Origin of the sequence: Necropsobacter massiliensis (assembly GCF_000827595.2) — a bacterium.
In the GTDB taxonomy this organism is placed as follows: Bacteria; Pseudomonadota; Gammaproteobacteria; order Enterobacterales; family Pasteurellaceae; genus Necropsobacter; species Necropsobacter massiliensis.
Genome location: NZ_LN776178.1, coordinates 245,078 through 258,641 on the forward strand (window position 1 = coordinate 245,078; position 13,564 = coordinate 258,641).

The 13,564-nt window shown below is 47.1% G+C and carries 12 protein-coding genes and 2 tRNA genes; 7 read left to right on the plus strand and 7 right to left on the minus strand.

Annotated elements, in window-relative coordinates:
• Positions 1-88: 88 nt before the first annotated feature.
• The 4 genes from modA to modD are packed head-to-tail and all read left to right on the plus strand — an operon-like array spanning position 89 to position 3,064.
• A complete protein-coding gene (modA, locus tag BN3349_RS01230; protein WP_040975477.1) occupies positions 89-826 on the plus strand; it encodes a molybdate ABC transporter substrate-binding protein in 738 nt (245 codons plus the stop codon).
• Positions 801-1,598, plus strand: coding sequence for an ABC transporter permease (locus tag BN3349_RS01235; RefSeq protein ID WP_040975478.1), 798 nt, complete (start codon positions 801-803; stop codon positions 1,596-1,598). Before modA ends, BN3349_RS01235 begins: the two co-directional genes overlap by 26 nt.
• On the plus strand, positions 1,599-2,219 hold the full coding sequence (locus BN3349_RS01240) for an ATP-binding cassette domain-containing protein (protein ID WP_040975479.1): 621 nt from the start codon (positions 1,599-1,601) through the stop codon (positions 2,217-2,219).
• Positions 2,216-3,064 carry a ModD protein gene (modD, locus tag BN3349_RS01245; protein WP_040975480.1) on the plus strand — a complete coding sequence of 283 codons (849 nt, stop codon included), beginning with the start codon at positions 2,216-2,218 and terminating at the stop codon, positions 3,062-3,064. The genes BN3349_RS01240 and modD overlap by 4 nt, the downstream gene beginning before the upstream one ends.
• A 103-nt stretch (positions 3,065-3,167) precedes the next feature.
• On the opposite strand, the gene BN3349_RS01250 is transcribed toward modD, so the two are convergent.
• Positions 3,168-4,139, minus strand: coding sequence for a Gfo/Idh/MocA family protein (locus BN3349_RS01250; protein WP_040975481.1), 972 nt, complete (start codon positions 4,137-4,139; stop codon positions 3,168-3,170).
• Positions 4,140-4,329: 190 nt separating this feature from the next.
• Positions 4,330-4,983: a cation diffusion facilitator family transporter gene (locus BN3349_RS01255; RefSeq protein ID WP_040975482.1), complete on the minus strand. Its 654-nt coding sequence runs from the start codon at positions 4,981-4,983 to the stop codon at positions 4,330-4,332.
• 135 nt (positions 4,984-5,118) lie between these two features.
• On the opposite strand from BN3349_RS01255, the gene BN3349_RS01260 reads away from it, so the two are divergent.
• Complete coding sequence (locus tag BN3349_RS01260; RefSeq protein ID WP_040975483.1) at positions 5,119-5,529, plus strand: MerR family transcriptional regulator; 411 nt, start codon at positions 5,119-5,121, stop codon at positions 5,527-5,529.
• 29 nt (positions 5,530-5,558) lie between these two features.
• On the opposite strand, the gene BN3349_RS01265 is transcribed toward BN3349_RS01260, so the two are convergent.
• From BN3349_RS01265 to folD, 4 genes are all read right to left on the minus strand, one after another.
• Entirely contained in the window at positions 5,559-8,216 is a 2,658-nt protein-coding gene (locus BN3349_RS01265) for a TonB-dependent receptor domain-containing protein (protein WP_040975484.1), read from the minus strand.
• Positions 8,217-8,527: 311 nt separating this feature from the next.
• On the minus strand, positions 8,528-9,799 hold the full coding sequence (locus BN3349_RS01270; RefSeq protein WP_040975485.1) for a M20 family metallo-hydrolase: 1,272 nt from the start codon (positions 9,797-9,799) through the stop codon (positions 8,528-8,530).
• 99 nt (positions 9,800-9,898) lie between these two features.
• A complete protein-coding gene (dcuC, locus tag BN3349_RS01275) occupies positions 9,899-11,194 on the minus strand; it encodes a C4-dicarboxylate transporter DcuC (protein ID WP_040975486.1) in 1,296 nt (431 codons plus the stop codon).
• An 80-nt stretch (positions 11,195-11,274) separates the two neighbouring features.
• Positions 11,275-12,144 (minus strand): bifunctional methylenetetrahydrofolate dehydrogenase/methenyltetrahydrofolate cyclohydrolase FolD, encoded by an 870-nt coding sequence (gene folD / locus BN3349_RS01280; protein ID WP_040975487.1) that lies wholly within the window; start codon positions 12,142-12,144, stop codon positions 11,275-11,277.
• Positions 12,145-12,302: 158 nt separating this feature from the next.
• Between folD and BN3349_RS01285 the strand changes: the two genes are divergently transcribed.
• Together BN3349_RS01285 and BN3349_RS01290 are read left to right on the plus strand one after the other, a co-directional pair.
• A tRNA-Pro gene (locus tag BN3349_RS01285) sits at positions 12,303-12,379 on the plus strand.
• Positions 12,380-12,410: 31 nt separating this feature from the next.
• A tRNA-Arg gene (locus tag BN3349_RS01290) sits at positions 12,411-12,487 on the plus strand.
• 90 nt (positions 12,488-12,577) lie between these two features.
• Here the strand turns inward: BN3349_RS01290 and ypfJ are convergent.
• Entirely contained in the window at positions 12,578-13,414 is an 837-nt protein-coding gene (gene ypfJ / locus BN3349_RS01295) for a KPN_02809 family neutral zinc metallopeptidase (RefSeq protein WP_040975488.1), read from the minus strand.
• Positions 13,415-13,564 lie beyond the last annotated feature (150 nt).

Consider the following 13,564-nt stretch of genomic DNA (forward strand, 5'->3'; position numbering starts at 1 on the left):
GATGATTTGATTTTTTAATTGCAGCTTTTTGGGCTTCATTATATTATTCGTTATATAAGGCATCTTTGAATAACTAAAAGGCTCTATTATGAAAAAAACAATCATATTTTTAACCGCACTTTCCGCCACTTTTTCGCTTTGGGCGGCAGAATTATATCTTTATGCCGGCGCGGGATTGAAATCGCCGGTAAGCAAAATCGTGAAGCAGTTTGAACGGCAAACCGGTAATCAGGTAACGGTGGAATATGGCGGTTCGGGGCAATTATTGGCGCGTTATCAGGCGGTGAAAAAAGGCGATCTGTATTTGCCCGGTTCTGAAGAATATGTGGATAAACTGGTGAAAGCCGGTGAGGTAAAAGAATTTGCGCCTATTGTGCGGCACATCCCGGTGATGGCGATTAGAAAAGAAAAAAGCGCGGGTATTGATTCATTCAAGGCACTTGCACAAAGCGATCTTCGGTTAGGGATCGGGGATAGCAAAGCGATGGCGCTCGGCAAAGGTGCAGAAAAAATGCTGGCATTGTCGGGATACGGTGAGGCCTTAAATGAAAAAATTGTGGTGCGTGCCGGCACTGTCCAGCAGCTGATGTTGTACCTGCTAAACGGCGATGTGGATGCTGCGGTGGTCGGTCGTGCTGGCGCATGGAAACAGCGGGAAAAACTTGTGTTACTGCCAAATCCTGCCGGTACGCCGGAAGAACAGGTCACCATTGCGTTGCTGACGACCTCGGAAAATCCGACTCAAGCTAAAGCTTTATTGGAACTATTTAAATCTGCAGAAGGCATAAAATATTTCACCGATGAAGGATTCTTACCGATTAACTAGCAGTTTTGGACAACGTTTATCTTTGCTTCCGCTGTGCTTGTTTTTGGCGGTGATCGGCGGTGCGGTATTGGCATTAATCAATCAATTGGACGGGCATTTTTTTCGTCAAACGTTTACGAATAAAGAGCTTTATTTTGCGCTGGCGATGTCGCTTGGTACCTCGTTGTTATCTCTGTGCTTTGCAGTACTGATTGCATTGCCGTCCGCTTGGGTAATGAGCCGGATAACACTGCCGTTTCAGCGCGTGATCGATACACTGTTAGATTTACCTATGGTGCTGCCGCCTTTGGTTATCGGGCTGAGTCTGTTGTTGCTGTTCAATGCGCAAGGTTATGTGGGGCAATGGTTTCCTTTTATCCGTGAACTGATTTTTAGTCCGCTCGGTATTATCGTCGCGCAGACCTATATTGCCGCTTCTATTTTGCTACGCAATGCGCGCGGTGCGTTTTCTTCAATTGATCCGGGCTATTGTCTGGCAGCGTATAATTTGGGGCTTTCACCGTTTAACACCTTATGCCGCATTGAATTACCCATGTGTTTGAAACCGTTATTGTGCGGTGCGATTCTGGCCTGGTCGCGAGCGATTGGGGAATTCGGCGCGACGTTAATGCTGGCGGGAGCAACCCGTTTTAAAACCGAAACCTTGCCAATGGCAATTTATTTAAATATTGCTAGTGGTGATTTTGAGTTGGCAATCGGTGCGGCGATCTGGCTTTTGCTGATTTCGGCGCTTTTGCTGTTGTTGTTACGTGTCATTAATCGGAATATTTGAATGTTGGTGATCGAAGCATTGTCTGCGGGCATTTTAAACCGAGTTAATCTGTATCTTCGGCAAGGCGAGTCGGTAGCTGTTCTGGGGTGTTCAGGAAGCGGAAAAACGACACTGCTGAATGCAATCGCCGGCTATATTCCCTATCGGGGAACTATTTTTCTTGCCGGGCAAAATTTAAATGCCGTACCGGCATGGAAACGGTCATGCCGCTATTTGAACCAGCAACTTTATCTTTTTCCACATAAAACGATAGGTGGCAATCTGGCGTTGGCACAGGGAAACTGTGCGGATCGACAAGTTCAGCTGCACTGGCTCGATAAACTGAAAATTGCGCATTTGATTGATCGTTATCCCGCTCAGATTTCCGGAGGAGAGCGACAGCGAGCGGCACTTGCCCGAGCGTTGATTGCTCGTTCTCAACTGCTGCTTTTGGATGAACCTTTTTCTTCTCTGGATTGGGAAATTCGGCGGGCAATATGGGATGTGGTGAAAACGCTGCGTGAAGAATTGCAGCTGACCTTGTTATTCGTTACTCACGAACCAAAGGAAGCGGAATATCTTGCCGATCGCACGGTTCGGCTGCATCAGGGGCGTGTTATTTTACATCGGGAGACAATATGATTTACTTTTCTGACAAAGAACTTGATGATCTGCTGCTGGAAGATATTTACCGCGGTGATTTAACCACTCAGGCATTAAATATTGCTGCGGTGCCTGCCCGCATGATATTTAAGCGTAAAAATGCCGGTGTGGTGGCGGGTATTGATGTAGCGGAGAAGCTGCTGGCGAAACTGGGGATTGCCTATAATGTACATATTCGAGACGGCGCGCAGGCACAAGCGGGTGAAACGCTAATTAGCGCTGAAGCAAGCGCTGATAAATTGCATCAGGCTTGGAAAGTCGTACAGTTGGTGCTGGAATGGTCTTGCGGCGTAGCACAATATACGGCAGAAATGGTTAATCGGGCAAAAGCTGTCAACCCTTGTGCCGTGATCGCTTGCACCCGTAAAAGCATTCCGAATACCCGTAAACTGGCAACCGCAGCCGTGCTGGCGGGAGGTGGCCATATTCATCGTCAAGGCGTGAGCGAAACCCTACTGGTGTTTACCAATCATCGCCGTTTGCTGGCGCAACCGGACGATTACCGTGCCCTTGTACAGCAGCTGCGTTTATCGGCGCCGGAAAATAAAGTGACACTGGAAGCGGATAACCTTGCACAATTTAAAACCATGCTTGCGGCTCAGCCGGATATTATTCAGCTGGATAAATTCAGCGTTACCGATGTACAGGAGGCGGTGCGCGTTGTTAATGCGGCTCAAAGTCCGGTCGTCTTGTCGGTTGCTGGCGGAGTCAACAAACATAATATCGAACACTATGCCGCCTTAGGTATTCATTTATTTATCACATCTGCGCCTTATTATGCGATGCCGGAAGATATTAAAGTGATCATCACACCGAAGGAATGATTGTGATTTTGTTGGATAACATGTAACAAAAAGCCTTGTTAAGATAAGGTTTTTTCTCAAAAAGAATAAAAAAATCACCGCACTTTTCAGCAGTCAGTTAATTTTACTGTTCGCCGGCAAATAAAATGCCTTGTTGTTTGCGTGCCTGTTCCAATAGGCGGCACACGGTGGCGCTGATGTCTAGCATATGTTCGGCGAAAGCGTTGTCTTGCCGGTCGATAATGCGCACAAATTGTTGAAATTCATATAGCATGCGATGCTGTGCCTCAAAGTGATATTCTGTCGTTTCGCCCTGATTATCGCGCAGGCTGAATTGGTTCATGGCATTGGCGGGCATCGGTACACTGATATTGCCTTTGTTGCCCTGAATAGACAGCAAAACCGGCGCGCTGCAGTCTTTAGCGCCAATACATACCGCTTTAAAGGCGCCGTAATCAAGCAGCAGGATACCACTGGTGTCGATACCGCGTTCAATATTCGCCGCATAAATGCAGGATTGCGGCGCACCGAACAAGCCCACCGCGAAATGCAGATTATAGACGTTCAAATCCATTAACGCTCCGCCGGATTTTTGCGGGTCGAAAGCGGGCAGAATCTCGCCGGCTTGAAAACGATCGTAGCGTGAGGAATACTGACTGTAATTTAAACTGACGATTTTCAGCTCGCCGAGAGCGCCGATTTTTTGTTTAATTTCCTGATAAGCGGGCAGATAATGCACCGTCACCGCTTCCAGCAGGATTTTCCGGCGCACCGTCGCCAGTTCGCGTAATTGCTGGAATTGAGCATAATTCGAGGTGATCGGTTTTTCCAAAATCACATGTTTATCCGCTGCTAACGCGCGACGAGCGAATTCAAAATGCAAGTGATTAGGCAGGGCGATATAAATCGTATCCAAATCGCTTGCCAGCATTGCTTGATAATCAAAGAAATACTGTTTAATGCCGTGTTGGCGGGCAAGCGCTTGAGTTTTTGCCTGATCCCGACCGAAAAGAGCGAGGCGTTCAAGTGTGATGGCGGGCATAATCTGCATCAATTCCTGTACGATCATCCCCGTACCGACAATACCGAGTTTCATTATTGTGTTCCTTATAGTTTGCGCTGGAATCGGTATATTGTACGCGGTTATGGCATAAAATGCGCGCAAGATGACAGATATTTTGCTGGTAAAAGTGCGGTGATTTTTTTTGCGTGTTTCACGACATATTATTATAGCGGTCGCATAACTGAAAATCGGTAAAATCCGACCGCACTTTTGCACCATTCGGTTAGTCACAGGAATGGCTATCCGCCTCTATGCGATTTTTATCGCGCAATGCGCTGATGGCTTGCCGTGCGACACTGAATCCGCTTTTCAGTACCAGCAGGCTCAGTAGTGCGCTGGCGATAATATCAACCCACAACCAGTGCAACAGCCACGCGCTTAAGCCGGCGATAATTGCCACGACGGAACCGAATAAGTCCGCTAGCACATGCAGGTAAGCCGCTTTAATGTTGAGATTATGCCGATCACTATGCAGCATAATCCGTGCCACCAATATGTTGACCAACAAGCCGATAAATGCCACGCTCAGCATCGGCAGCACCGCCATTGTCGGCGGGTTTTGCCAGCGTTCGACAGCTTCCAATAAAATGATGACGGCAACTGCGATCAATGATATGCCGTTAAGCAGCGCAAACCATTTTTGCATCGGTGCGCTGAGAAACAGAGCGAGCAACGCCAGAAAAAGCGACAGACTGTCATTTGCCATATGTCCTGCATCGGCTATCAGGACGAGGCTGTTGAAATAATAACCGCCGAGCAGTTCGATCAACATATAACCGCTGATCAATGCCAAACTCAAGGCTAAAACGGTTTTATTATTCGGTATGTGAGTATGATGGTGTTCCTGTTGTCCGCACTGGGATTGGCGATTTGGCATAGTGATTCTCCGTAAATAAGCGTGCGCTGCTGAGCTTGTGTTAGGCTAGGTATCACTATAAACTCTGTAGTTACTACGGGCTCAAGAAAAATTTGTTACAGGTAATTATATGCAGCTATCACTCGGAAGAAAATTATGAAAATCAATCAGTTAAGTAAACAAAGCGGAATTCATCCGGAAACTATTCGCTATTACGAAAAAATCGGTTTATTGCCAGTGCCGCAACGCGCCGCAAACGGTTATCGCGACTATGATGCGCACAGTTTGGCTCGGCTGAATTTCATTAAATCCTGCCGTTCGCTTGGCTTTGCTATTGATGAAATCAAGCAGCTTAACCAATTGAAACAGACGCCGCAGCAACATTGCGTGGCTGATGCGATGATTATTGCCCATTTGCAACGGGTGGATGAAAAAATCGCGCAGCTGATGGAAATCAGATCTTTTCTACAGACGTTGGTAAATCACAAACGGCATCGAGCGGAGGAGTGCAAGGCGATTGCAGGCTTGAGTGCAGTTGATGCAGGCAGAATAAAGGCGACATATTAATGTCGCCTTGGTTACATGTAGCTATTGCCTTAGAATTTGTAGCTTAGACTTAGCACGAATGTACGTCCGCGTGCCCAGTTGTTGAGAACGGATTTATTGCCGTCGCCGTCTTCTGCAAACATGGTGTAGTAGCGTTGGTTGGCAGAGTCGTTGTTAGAGTCCAGTGGATCGATATATTTTCTGTCAAATGCATTTTGTAATTCGACTTTCAGTGTGAGATCTGCGATGGGTTCGTAGGTGATGTAGAAATCCCAGATTAGCGGCTGGCGCTCGATCGTTTCTGTTGCTCGAATTTCCTGTTTTTTCAAATAGTTGTCATAGGTATTTTGTTCACCGATATTGACTTTATTAATGGTGGCGCGTTTGCTTTTGCCGTAGTAACGCATGGTAGTGCCGAGCGTGAGTTTTTGATCAAACCATCTTGTACCAATGTCCACTCGACCGTAATCGCGCGGCAGCATGGTGATTTTGCTTAATCCGTAACCCAGTTCCAGTTTGCCGGAGTTCAGCTTCGGCGTAGCTGCCGGGCTGGCATCGCTGAAATTAGTAGGCTGGTTGGTTTTCTGATAAGCATAGGCAAGGTTGATATAAGCCCGCCCTATGTCGTAGCTAAATTCCAACTCCAGCCCTTTTTTCGTTACTGTTTTAGCATAATTCTGATAGTGGATAATTTTGCTGAAACCGACCATTCTTGCCCAATCAGGATGGTAATTGTGTTGGTTATATATTTTTGAATCGCCCCAGAATCCAAATGTATTATGAATATAATTTTTGATTTTGCTGTGGTAGCCGACGATTTTAAAGCCCAGCAGATCATCATCCCGGAATACCCCCTCTTTGAAGCCGTTGATTCCCAATTGGTAGGTGTTGGCACGTTCCGGTTTCAGATCAGTTTTTACTCCGAGATCACTTAAGTGTGAAAAAAACATTTCCTGAATATTCGGCATACGGTGAGTTCGGGAATAGTTGATAAATGGCATAAACAGCGGGTGAAAATCAGCGCTTAAGGTCACAGAATGATTCAACGCATTTTTCTTACCGCTTTTATGCACCAGCGGTTCATAGTTTTCACATACGTCGACGCCCTCGCTTGGTGTGTAGCAAAGCTGTTTCCAAAGCGAAGAATTTTTATCTAGCGTATCGCGTAAATCTGAACCTAAATAATATTCGGCATGTTCTCCGGTAAATTTATAACGAGTGAAATTGGTATTGTAAGCGAGATTGAAGCGCCCGAAATCCAGGCTGTTGTCAAGGTACCAGCTGTAAAACTGCTGTTTACCGGAAGGCTGCATGGTAATGGATTTTTGTGGCAATAAGGCTTTATTTCCTCGGTTATACATGCCATAAAACAATCCTAATTCATAAGGATAACGGCTTTTACTGTATTTATTTTTCAACACATTGAAACCTATGGTAGTTTTTAACCGCACTTCCTGTGGCAATTCTATATTGAAGCTATTGTTGATATCCAGCAGATCCGCATTATTTTTTGTTTCCAGCGGTGAACGAACGGTTTTACCGGCGAACAGAGAGCCTGCTGCATATTTTTGTATACCAACATTATGGGCGAGCAATAAGTGCAGATCTAAATAATCTCCTTTGTTGATGCCATAATTTAACTGATAGTTTTTGGTATCAATGGTGCGTCCGGCAACATAGTTATGTAGGCTACGAAATTGTAGCGTGAGGGCATGCAGATCGTCCATATATTCCAATTTTGCCAGATGACTGTGTGATTTTTGTCGTAATGAATCGGGATCAATAGGTTTCACATCAAATTGATGCACTAAATCTTCCTGCCAGCTTTTTTCCGTCTCGGCAACTGCTTCTTCGACGGTTAGGCATCTTACCCCTCTTAAACATTTCACTTTTGGTGCATACCAGCCGTTGATATCTTCCCATTTGCCATTGATAAACTCTAATCCGCTTAATTCCCGGAAATAGAATTTTTTTCTATCTTCAAGGAATTTTTCTCCCGCGTTGCGGATTAATTCACCGCCGCCGTAGCGATAATCCTGTGAAATTTTACGATGACTGTAGCCGTACAAGATCCCAAAATAACCGCCGTTATCTAAAGGCTGGCGGAATGCAGCGGTGGCAGCATAATTCGGTTCGGTCGCATTAGTACCGGTCAGACCTTTGAGTAATATACCGAATCGATCGCCGTCTTTAACCACATCATTCACACCCAATGTTCGAAAGTCTGCCGCGCCAAATAAACTATTGATTCCGCTTTTACCGCTGAAACTGCCACGCGACAGTTCCACATCGGCGATAAAATTCGGATCGATATTAGCGCCGAATTGCGAGGTGCCGCCGGCACGTCCTTTGCTGTCTGCCGCAGCGGAATAAAAGGTTTGTGGTACGCCGTCAATAAGCGCATTGGCACGCCCAAAACCTGATTCGCCGCGAATATTGACAGACAGCACGCCGGAACTTTTATCTTGTTGGGTAAAGGCGCCCGGCATGCTGCGTATTACCGTATCGAGTGTTTGCGTGGAATTATACAGATTTTCTTTTACGCTGACGGCTTTTGCCTGTGTAAAGGTTCTCTTTGCCGTTTCCCCGGAAGACGTACCTACCTTGCCTTCTACATTGATTTGTTCTAATTGTTCTGTGTCGGCATAGGCTTGCAGTGAACAGCCCACTGCAAGGGTCGCGATGCCGAGTTTTATCAAATAATTCATGTTGCCTCTTTAAATAAATAAAAAAAACGGTTGATTTTTAATCATTTTTGTTATAAAAATGATAATTATTCTAATTATCATTCAGTTTAAAGACAAGCGTTTTTAAGTCGGATTTATTGAAGTAACAGTTTGAAAATTATTTAAAAAAATTAAAAAAATAACGACCGCACTTTACTGACTGGAAGGAGCGAAAAAGTTACGTGTTTACGGCATTTGGTATGTCTATCGACAATAGAAGGCGGGCGGCGACATGGCAAATTGTCTTGCACAACAAAATCCCCGTACAGGATACGGGGAGCTGTTGGCGACATTTAAGCGGCTAATAAACGTTGGAGAAGCTGGGTATAAATATTCACACCGGTTAAAAGCTGGTTTTCATCGAAATCAAATTCCGCCTGATGATGACCGGCGGTGCGGTCGGCGCCGATAATAAAATAAATGGCTTTGCCGCCTTTTTCCTGTACCCGACGCCCCAAGATCGTGGCGTCTTCACTGGCGTTGAAGGCATAATCGGCATCGGTTGTTTTTACCTGCGGCTGGGCGCGGGCAATTTCTTGCAGTAGCGTTACCAGTTCGGCGTCGTTATTCATATCAACCGCTTCGCCCATGATTTCCGTTTCATAAGCTAGATCAAAACTGATGGCAATCCCTTTGGCGATGTGCATCACTTGATCGACCATATATTGATTAATTGCCTTATTTTCGCCGCGCACTTCCAATTGTATGGTAGCGTTTGACGGGATGACGTTGCGCCCTTCACCAGCTTGTAGCACTCCGACATTAATGCGAGTCATGCCCTCGCCGTGACGGGCGATGCCATGTAATTGGGTGACGGCGTGGGCGGCGGCGAGCAGTGCATTTTTGCCCACGTGCGGTTGTGCGCCGGCGTGTGCCGGTTTGCCGATATAGCGAATATCAATTTTGGTGGTGGAAAGAAAATTTTTCGGATTGCAAATCACGCAGCCGCTGTTGGCGCAAAAACTTAAATGTGAGGCGGCAAAATAATCGACATCGTCGAGCACGCCGCTGGCGGCTATTGCTGCGGCACCGCGAACACCTTCTTCCGCCGGCTGAAACACCAGTTTGATTTTACCGCTCAGCTGTGCTTTATGTCGGCTCAGCCACAATGCCGTGCCCAACCCGATAGCGATATGCCCGTCGTGCCCGCAGGCGTGCATAAAACCGTCGTTGATGGAACGGAAATTCAGTCGGTTCGGGATGTGTTCCGCATTATGGGTTTCGGTTACATTCACGCAATCAATATCAAAGCGTAGCGCGACGGTTTTTCCTGCTTTGCCGGTATCGAGCACACCCACGCAACCGGTATAGCCGTCCATTTTGTCCAACCATTTACGTTCTATATCCTGCGCAAGAGCATTTTTCAACCCTTGTTCGACCACCGCTTTTTGTCGACCGCGGACAAATTGTTGGTTAATAATTTGCTTGCCGAGCAGAACCTCAAATCCTAGATTTTCCAGATAATCGGCGATTTTGGCTGTGGTATAGAATTCCGCCCAGCCGATTTCCGGAAAACGGTGGAATTCTCGTCGCCAATGGATTAATTGTTGCGCTAAGTCGTTCATCATTGCCTCCCATTTATGTGTGAAGAAAGAAGAAAACTCTCGGAAAATACACCGCACTTTTATATCAAGCACGAAAGTGCGGTGCGTTTTTGGCGCGTTTTACAACATAAATAACGCCAAAAATAAGGTTGCCAGTATCATGCCGAGAGCGGTGCGTTTCACCATTTCCACCGGGCTGACCATGGCAAGACCGGCGCACACGATAGTTACGCCCGCAATCGGTGAGGCGGTACGTCCGATAGCGCCGGCAATCGCCGCCGCCATGCCCAAATTCAGATGGGTATAGCCGAGTTCCGTGGCATGCGGAGTGACCGCGGTATTAAAGGCAATCGCGGCGGCGTCGCCGGAACCGGTGATCACGCCCATGAGAAATGGTCCGACAGTTGCGCCCCAACGCACGAATTCATTGGAATGTTTTAGAAAATCAATGGCGCTGTCTATCGCTCCGGTTGATTTTAGCCCGGCGACGAACACGCTGGCGGCGATAATAATCCCTAATACGTTGGCATAGGAATTGCCCATGCCGTTAAAAAATTCGTTGGTGATTTTCGCCGGTGCCGTGCGAGTGACGATAAGTCCGTAAATTGCGCCGATGAGCATCGCCTGTGGCACGCCCATTTGCGTCCATTGCAGCCCCGGCATTTGTTGCAGCGAGGTGCCGCCGATAATTAAAATAATCAATGGAATCAAAGGTGCCAGCGCATAAAATACGTTAACACCTCCGACAGATTGCGCGGCGGAATCGGCTTTTTCCCGTAAATAGCTGTCGCGGTGCGTCTGTCCGTAATCTTTCAGAATAATCGCAATGACAGTGAGCGTGAGTGCGCCGATTAGTCCCGCAATGGTGGTGTACGGCGCGTGCGATAAGTTGACTTCGGTGATGGTTAAGCCCGACATTTCGCTGATCATGGCAGAATGGGATGAGCCCGGACTCATCATCGAACCGAAAGTGCCAGCTAAGATCGAGGCGCCCGCCATAGCAGGATGAACACCCGCCGAACGCAATACCGGAATCAACGTGGCGCCAACCGCCGCCGCACAACCTGCTGCCGAAGGAATCGCGATATTAATAAAAAAGGTCAGCATCGTGGCGATAGGAATCAGCAGAAATTTCAGCCCGCTGAGCGGTTTGGTCAACAGATTCACCAGATGAGTGTCGCATTCGGTGAATTTCATCACATAGGCAAACCCCATGCTGGAACAGATCGCCATAATCAGTCCGCCGGAGGTCATGGACTTGGCAAAGGCGTTCAGCGCTTCCATGGGATTTAGCGTTACAATTGCCATGACCAGCCCGACACCGATGAGCACGGTACGGGTTTCATATTTTTTGATTAATAGATAAATGGTTGCAATAATTCCGATAATTGCAATTAATGCTTTAATTTCAGCCATATAACCCCCAATAGATAATCAGTTAAAAATGCGGAAGCCTACATCGTTACGGCATTGTTGCGGTATCCGCAGGAATATTGTTATTGATTTTGTGCCACATCGGCTTGGTGACGCTCATAAGCGAACAACGTATTGTACATCAGCATTGCCACGGTCATCGGACCGACGCCACCGGGTACCGGTGTAATAAATGCAGCTTTTTGGCTTGCGGCATCATATTGCACATCGCCCAACAGTTTGCCGTTTACTCGGTTAATGCCGACATCGATCACAACGGCGCCTTGTTTGATCCAATCGCCGGGAATAAATTGCGCCTTACCGACCGCGACCACCAGAATATCCGCTTGTCTCACGTGGCTTTCCAGATCTTTGGTAAAACGGTGGGTGACGGTTACGGTGCAGCCACCGAGCAACAATTCCAGCGCCATCGGACGCCCGACGATATTCGATGCGCCGACGACAACGGCGTGCTGACCGTATAAATCTATGTCGGTGGTTTCTAGCAGTTTCATAATGCCGTATGGCGTACAGGCGCGTAGTGTCGGAATGCGCTGGCACAGGCGTCCGACATTATATGGATGAAAACCGTCCACATCTTTTTCCGGCGCAATACGTTCAATCACCGAGGTACTGTCGATATGTTGCGGCAGCGGTAATTGCACCAAAATGCCGTCGATTTTCGGATTATGATTCAAGCGCTCGATCAACTCAAGCAGTTCCCGCTGTGAAGTGTTTTCCGGCAGATCATAGGATTCGGAATAAATACCGATTTCTTCACAGCTTTTACGTTTACTTCCGACATACACCTGAGAGGCGGGATCGGCGCCAACCAGAATCACCGCCAACCCGGGCGCGCGTTTACCTTGATTGTGATATTGCTGAATATGTTGTGCGACCTCGGATTTTATTTTTTTAGCTAATTCGGTACCGGAAATGACTTGTGCGACCATGGATTGTTCCTTGTGAAAGATAAAACGTAAACGGTTGCTATTTTGGCAGAAAACCCTTTGTAATGTAAGTCCGATTGAGATAAATTTGAGCGATTGGCTGAAAAATAGAAAAAATTCATTGACTGCAAACAAAAGAAAACTATAATGCTCACATTCGTCGGCGAGTAGCGCAGCTTGGTAGCGCAACTGGTTTGGGACCAGTGGGTCGTAGGTTCAAATCCTATCTCGCCGACCACTTCATTTTGTCTTATATATCCATTTGAAATGCGCCCTTAGCTCAGCTGGATAGAGCAACGGCCTTCTAAGCCGTAGGTCATTGGTTCGAATCCAATAGGGCGTGCCATTTTATCCCGTTTGTCATCACAATAAGTTGTTTTGGTTTTATTCTTTTTAATATAAAAAATGCGATTATAACTAACCGCACTTTTCCGATTTAATTGGCGTTAAACGTATCGCACCGGCTTGGATCGCCACTTTGCAGCCCGCGTTTAAACCAGGTCAAACGCTGTGCTGAGGTGCCGTGCGTGAAGCTGTCAGGAACGGCGTAACCTTGACTGCGTTTTTGCAGGCGATCGTCGCCGACCGCTTCTGCGGCATTGAAGGCTTTTTCGATGTCACCGCTTTCAAATAACCCGCTTTTGGAGGCTTGATAGCCCCACACGCCGGCAAAACAGTCCGCCTGTAGCTCCAGTTTGACGGATAACTGATTGGCTTGCGTACTGTTGAGCTTTTGTCGAGCCTGATTGACTTTCGGCAGAATGCCGAGCAGATTTTGCACATGATGTCCCACTTCGTGAGCGATGACATAGGCAAAGGCGGATTCACCATCGGCACCCAGCTGATTTTTCATGTCGCTGTAGAAAGACAAATCCAGATAAACCCGTTGATCATTCGGGCAGTAAAACGGTCCCATCGCCGATTGTCCGGTTCCGCATGCAGTCGAAGTCGCACCGCTGTAAAGCACCATCACCGGCGCGTTGTAAGTGCGGTTGTGTTGCGCAAAATAATTGCCCCAAACCGTTTCCGTATCGGCTAACACCACGCGCGATAAGCTGTTGAGCTCCTGTTCTTCCTGTGTATTAAGTGAGGTGCCGCCTTGCTCGCTGAAATCTGGCGTGCCTACCAGACCGGAAAGGTCCACGCCGTAATAGGCGCCGATTAATAGAATAATGATACCGAAAATTCCGGTGCTTTTACCGCCTTTAAACGCACCGCCCGACGAACGACGGTCTTCCACATTAGTGCTTTCTCTGCGACCCTGCCAGCGCATAATCTGTATCCTTTTGTTTTATTAAAGCGCCTATTTTAGTATAAAACAGGAGAAAAGTGCGGTGATTTTTCGCAGAGTTTTTTCAATTAATGTAAAGATTGTGCTGATCTGTTAACTTGATATAGACTTATGAGGACGAATTGGTTAATG

Excerpts from the sequence above, each read along its gene's own strand:
- modA (WP_040975477.1), top strand. The coding sequence starts at position 89 with ATGAAAAAAACAATCATATTTTTAACCGCACTTTCCGCCACTTTTTCG.
- BN3349_RS01235 (WP_040975478.1), top strand. The coding sequence starts at position 801 with ATGAAGGATTCTTACCGATTAACTAGCAGTTTTGGACAACGTTTATCT.
- BN3349_RS01240 (WP_040975479.1), top strand. The coding sequence starts at position 1,599 with ATGTTGGTGATCGAAGCATTGTCTGCGGGCATTTTAAACCGAGTTAAT.
- modD (WP_040975480.1), top strand. The coding sequence starts at position 2,216 with ATGATTTACTTTTCTGACAAAGAACTTGATGATCTGCTGCTGGAAGAT.
- BN3349_RS01250 (WP_040975481.1), bottom strand. The coding sequence starts at position 4,139 with ATGAAACTCGGTATTGTCGGTACGGGGATGATCGTACAGGAATTGATG.
- BN3349_RS01255 (WP_040975482.1), bottom strand. The coding sequence starts at position 4,983 with ATGCCAAATCGCCAATCCCAGTGCGGACAACAGGAACACCATCATACT.
- BN3349_RS01260 (WP_040975483.1), top strand. The coding sequence starts at position 5,119 with ATGAAAATCAATCAGTTAAGTAAACAAAGCGGAATTCATCCGGAAACT.
- BN3349_RS01265 (WP_040975484.1), bottom strand. The coding sequence starts at position 8,216 with ATGAATTATTTGATAAAACTCGGCATCGCGACCCTTGCAGTGGGCTGT.
- BN3349_RS01270 (WP_040975485.1), bottom strand. The coding sequence starts at position 9,799 with ATGAACGACTTAGCGCAACAATTAATCCATTGGCGACGAGAATTCCAC.
- dcuC (WP_040975486.1), bottom strand. The coding sequence starts at position 11,194 with ATGGCTGAAATTAAAGCATTAATTGCAATTATCGGAATTATTGCAACC.
- folD (WP_040975487.1), bottom strand. The coding sequence starts at position 12,144 with ATGGTCGCACAAGTCATTTCCGGTACCGAATTAGCTAAAAAAATAAAA.
- ypfJ (WP_040975488.1), bottom strand. The coding sequence starts at position 13,414 with ATGCGCTGGCAGGGTCGCAGAGAAAGCACTAATGTGGAAGACCGTCGT.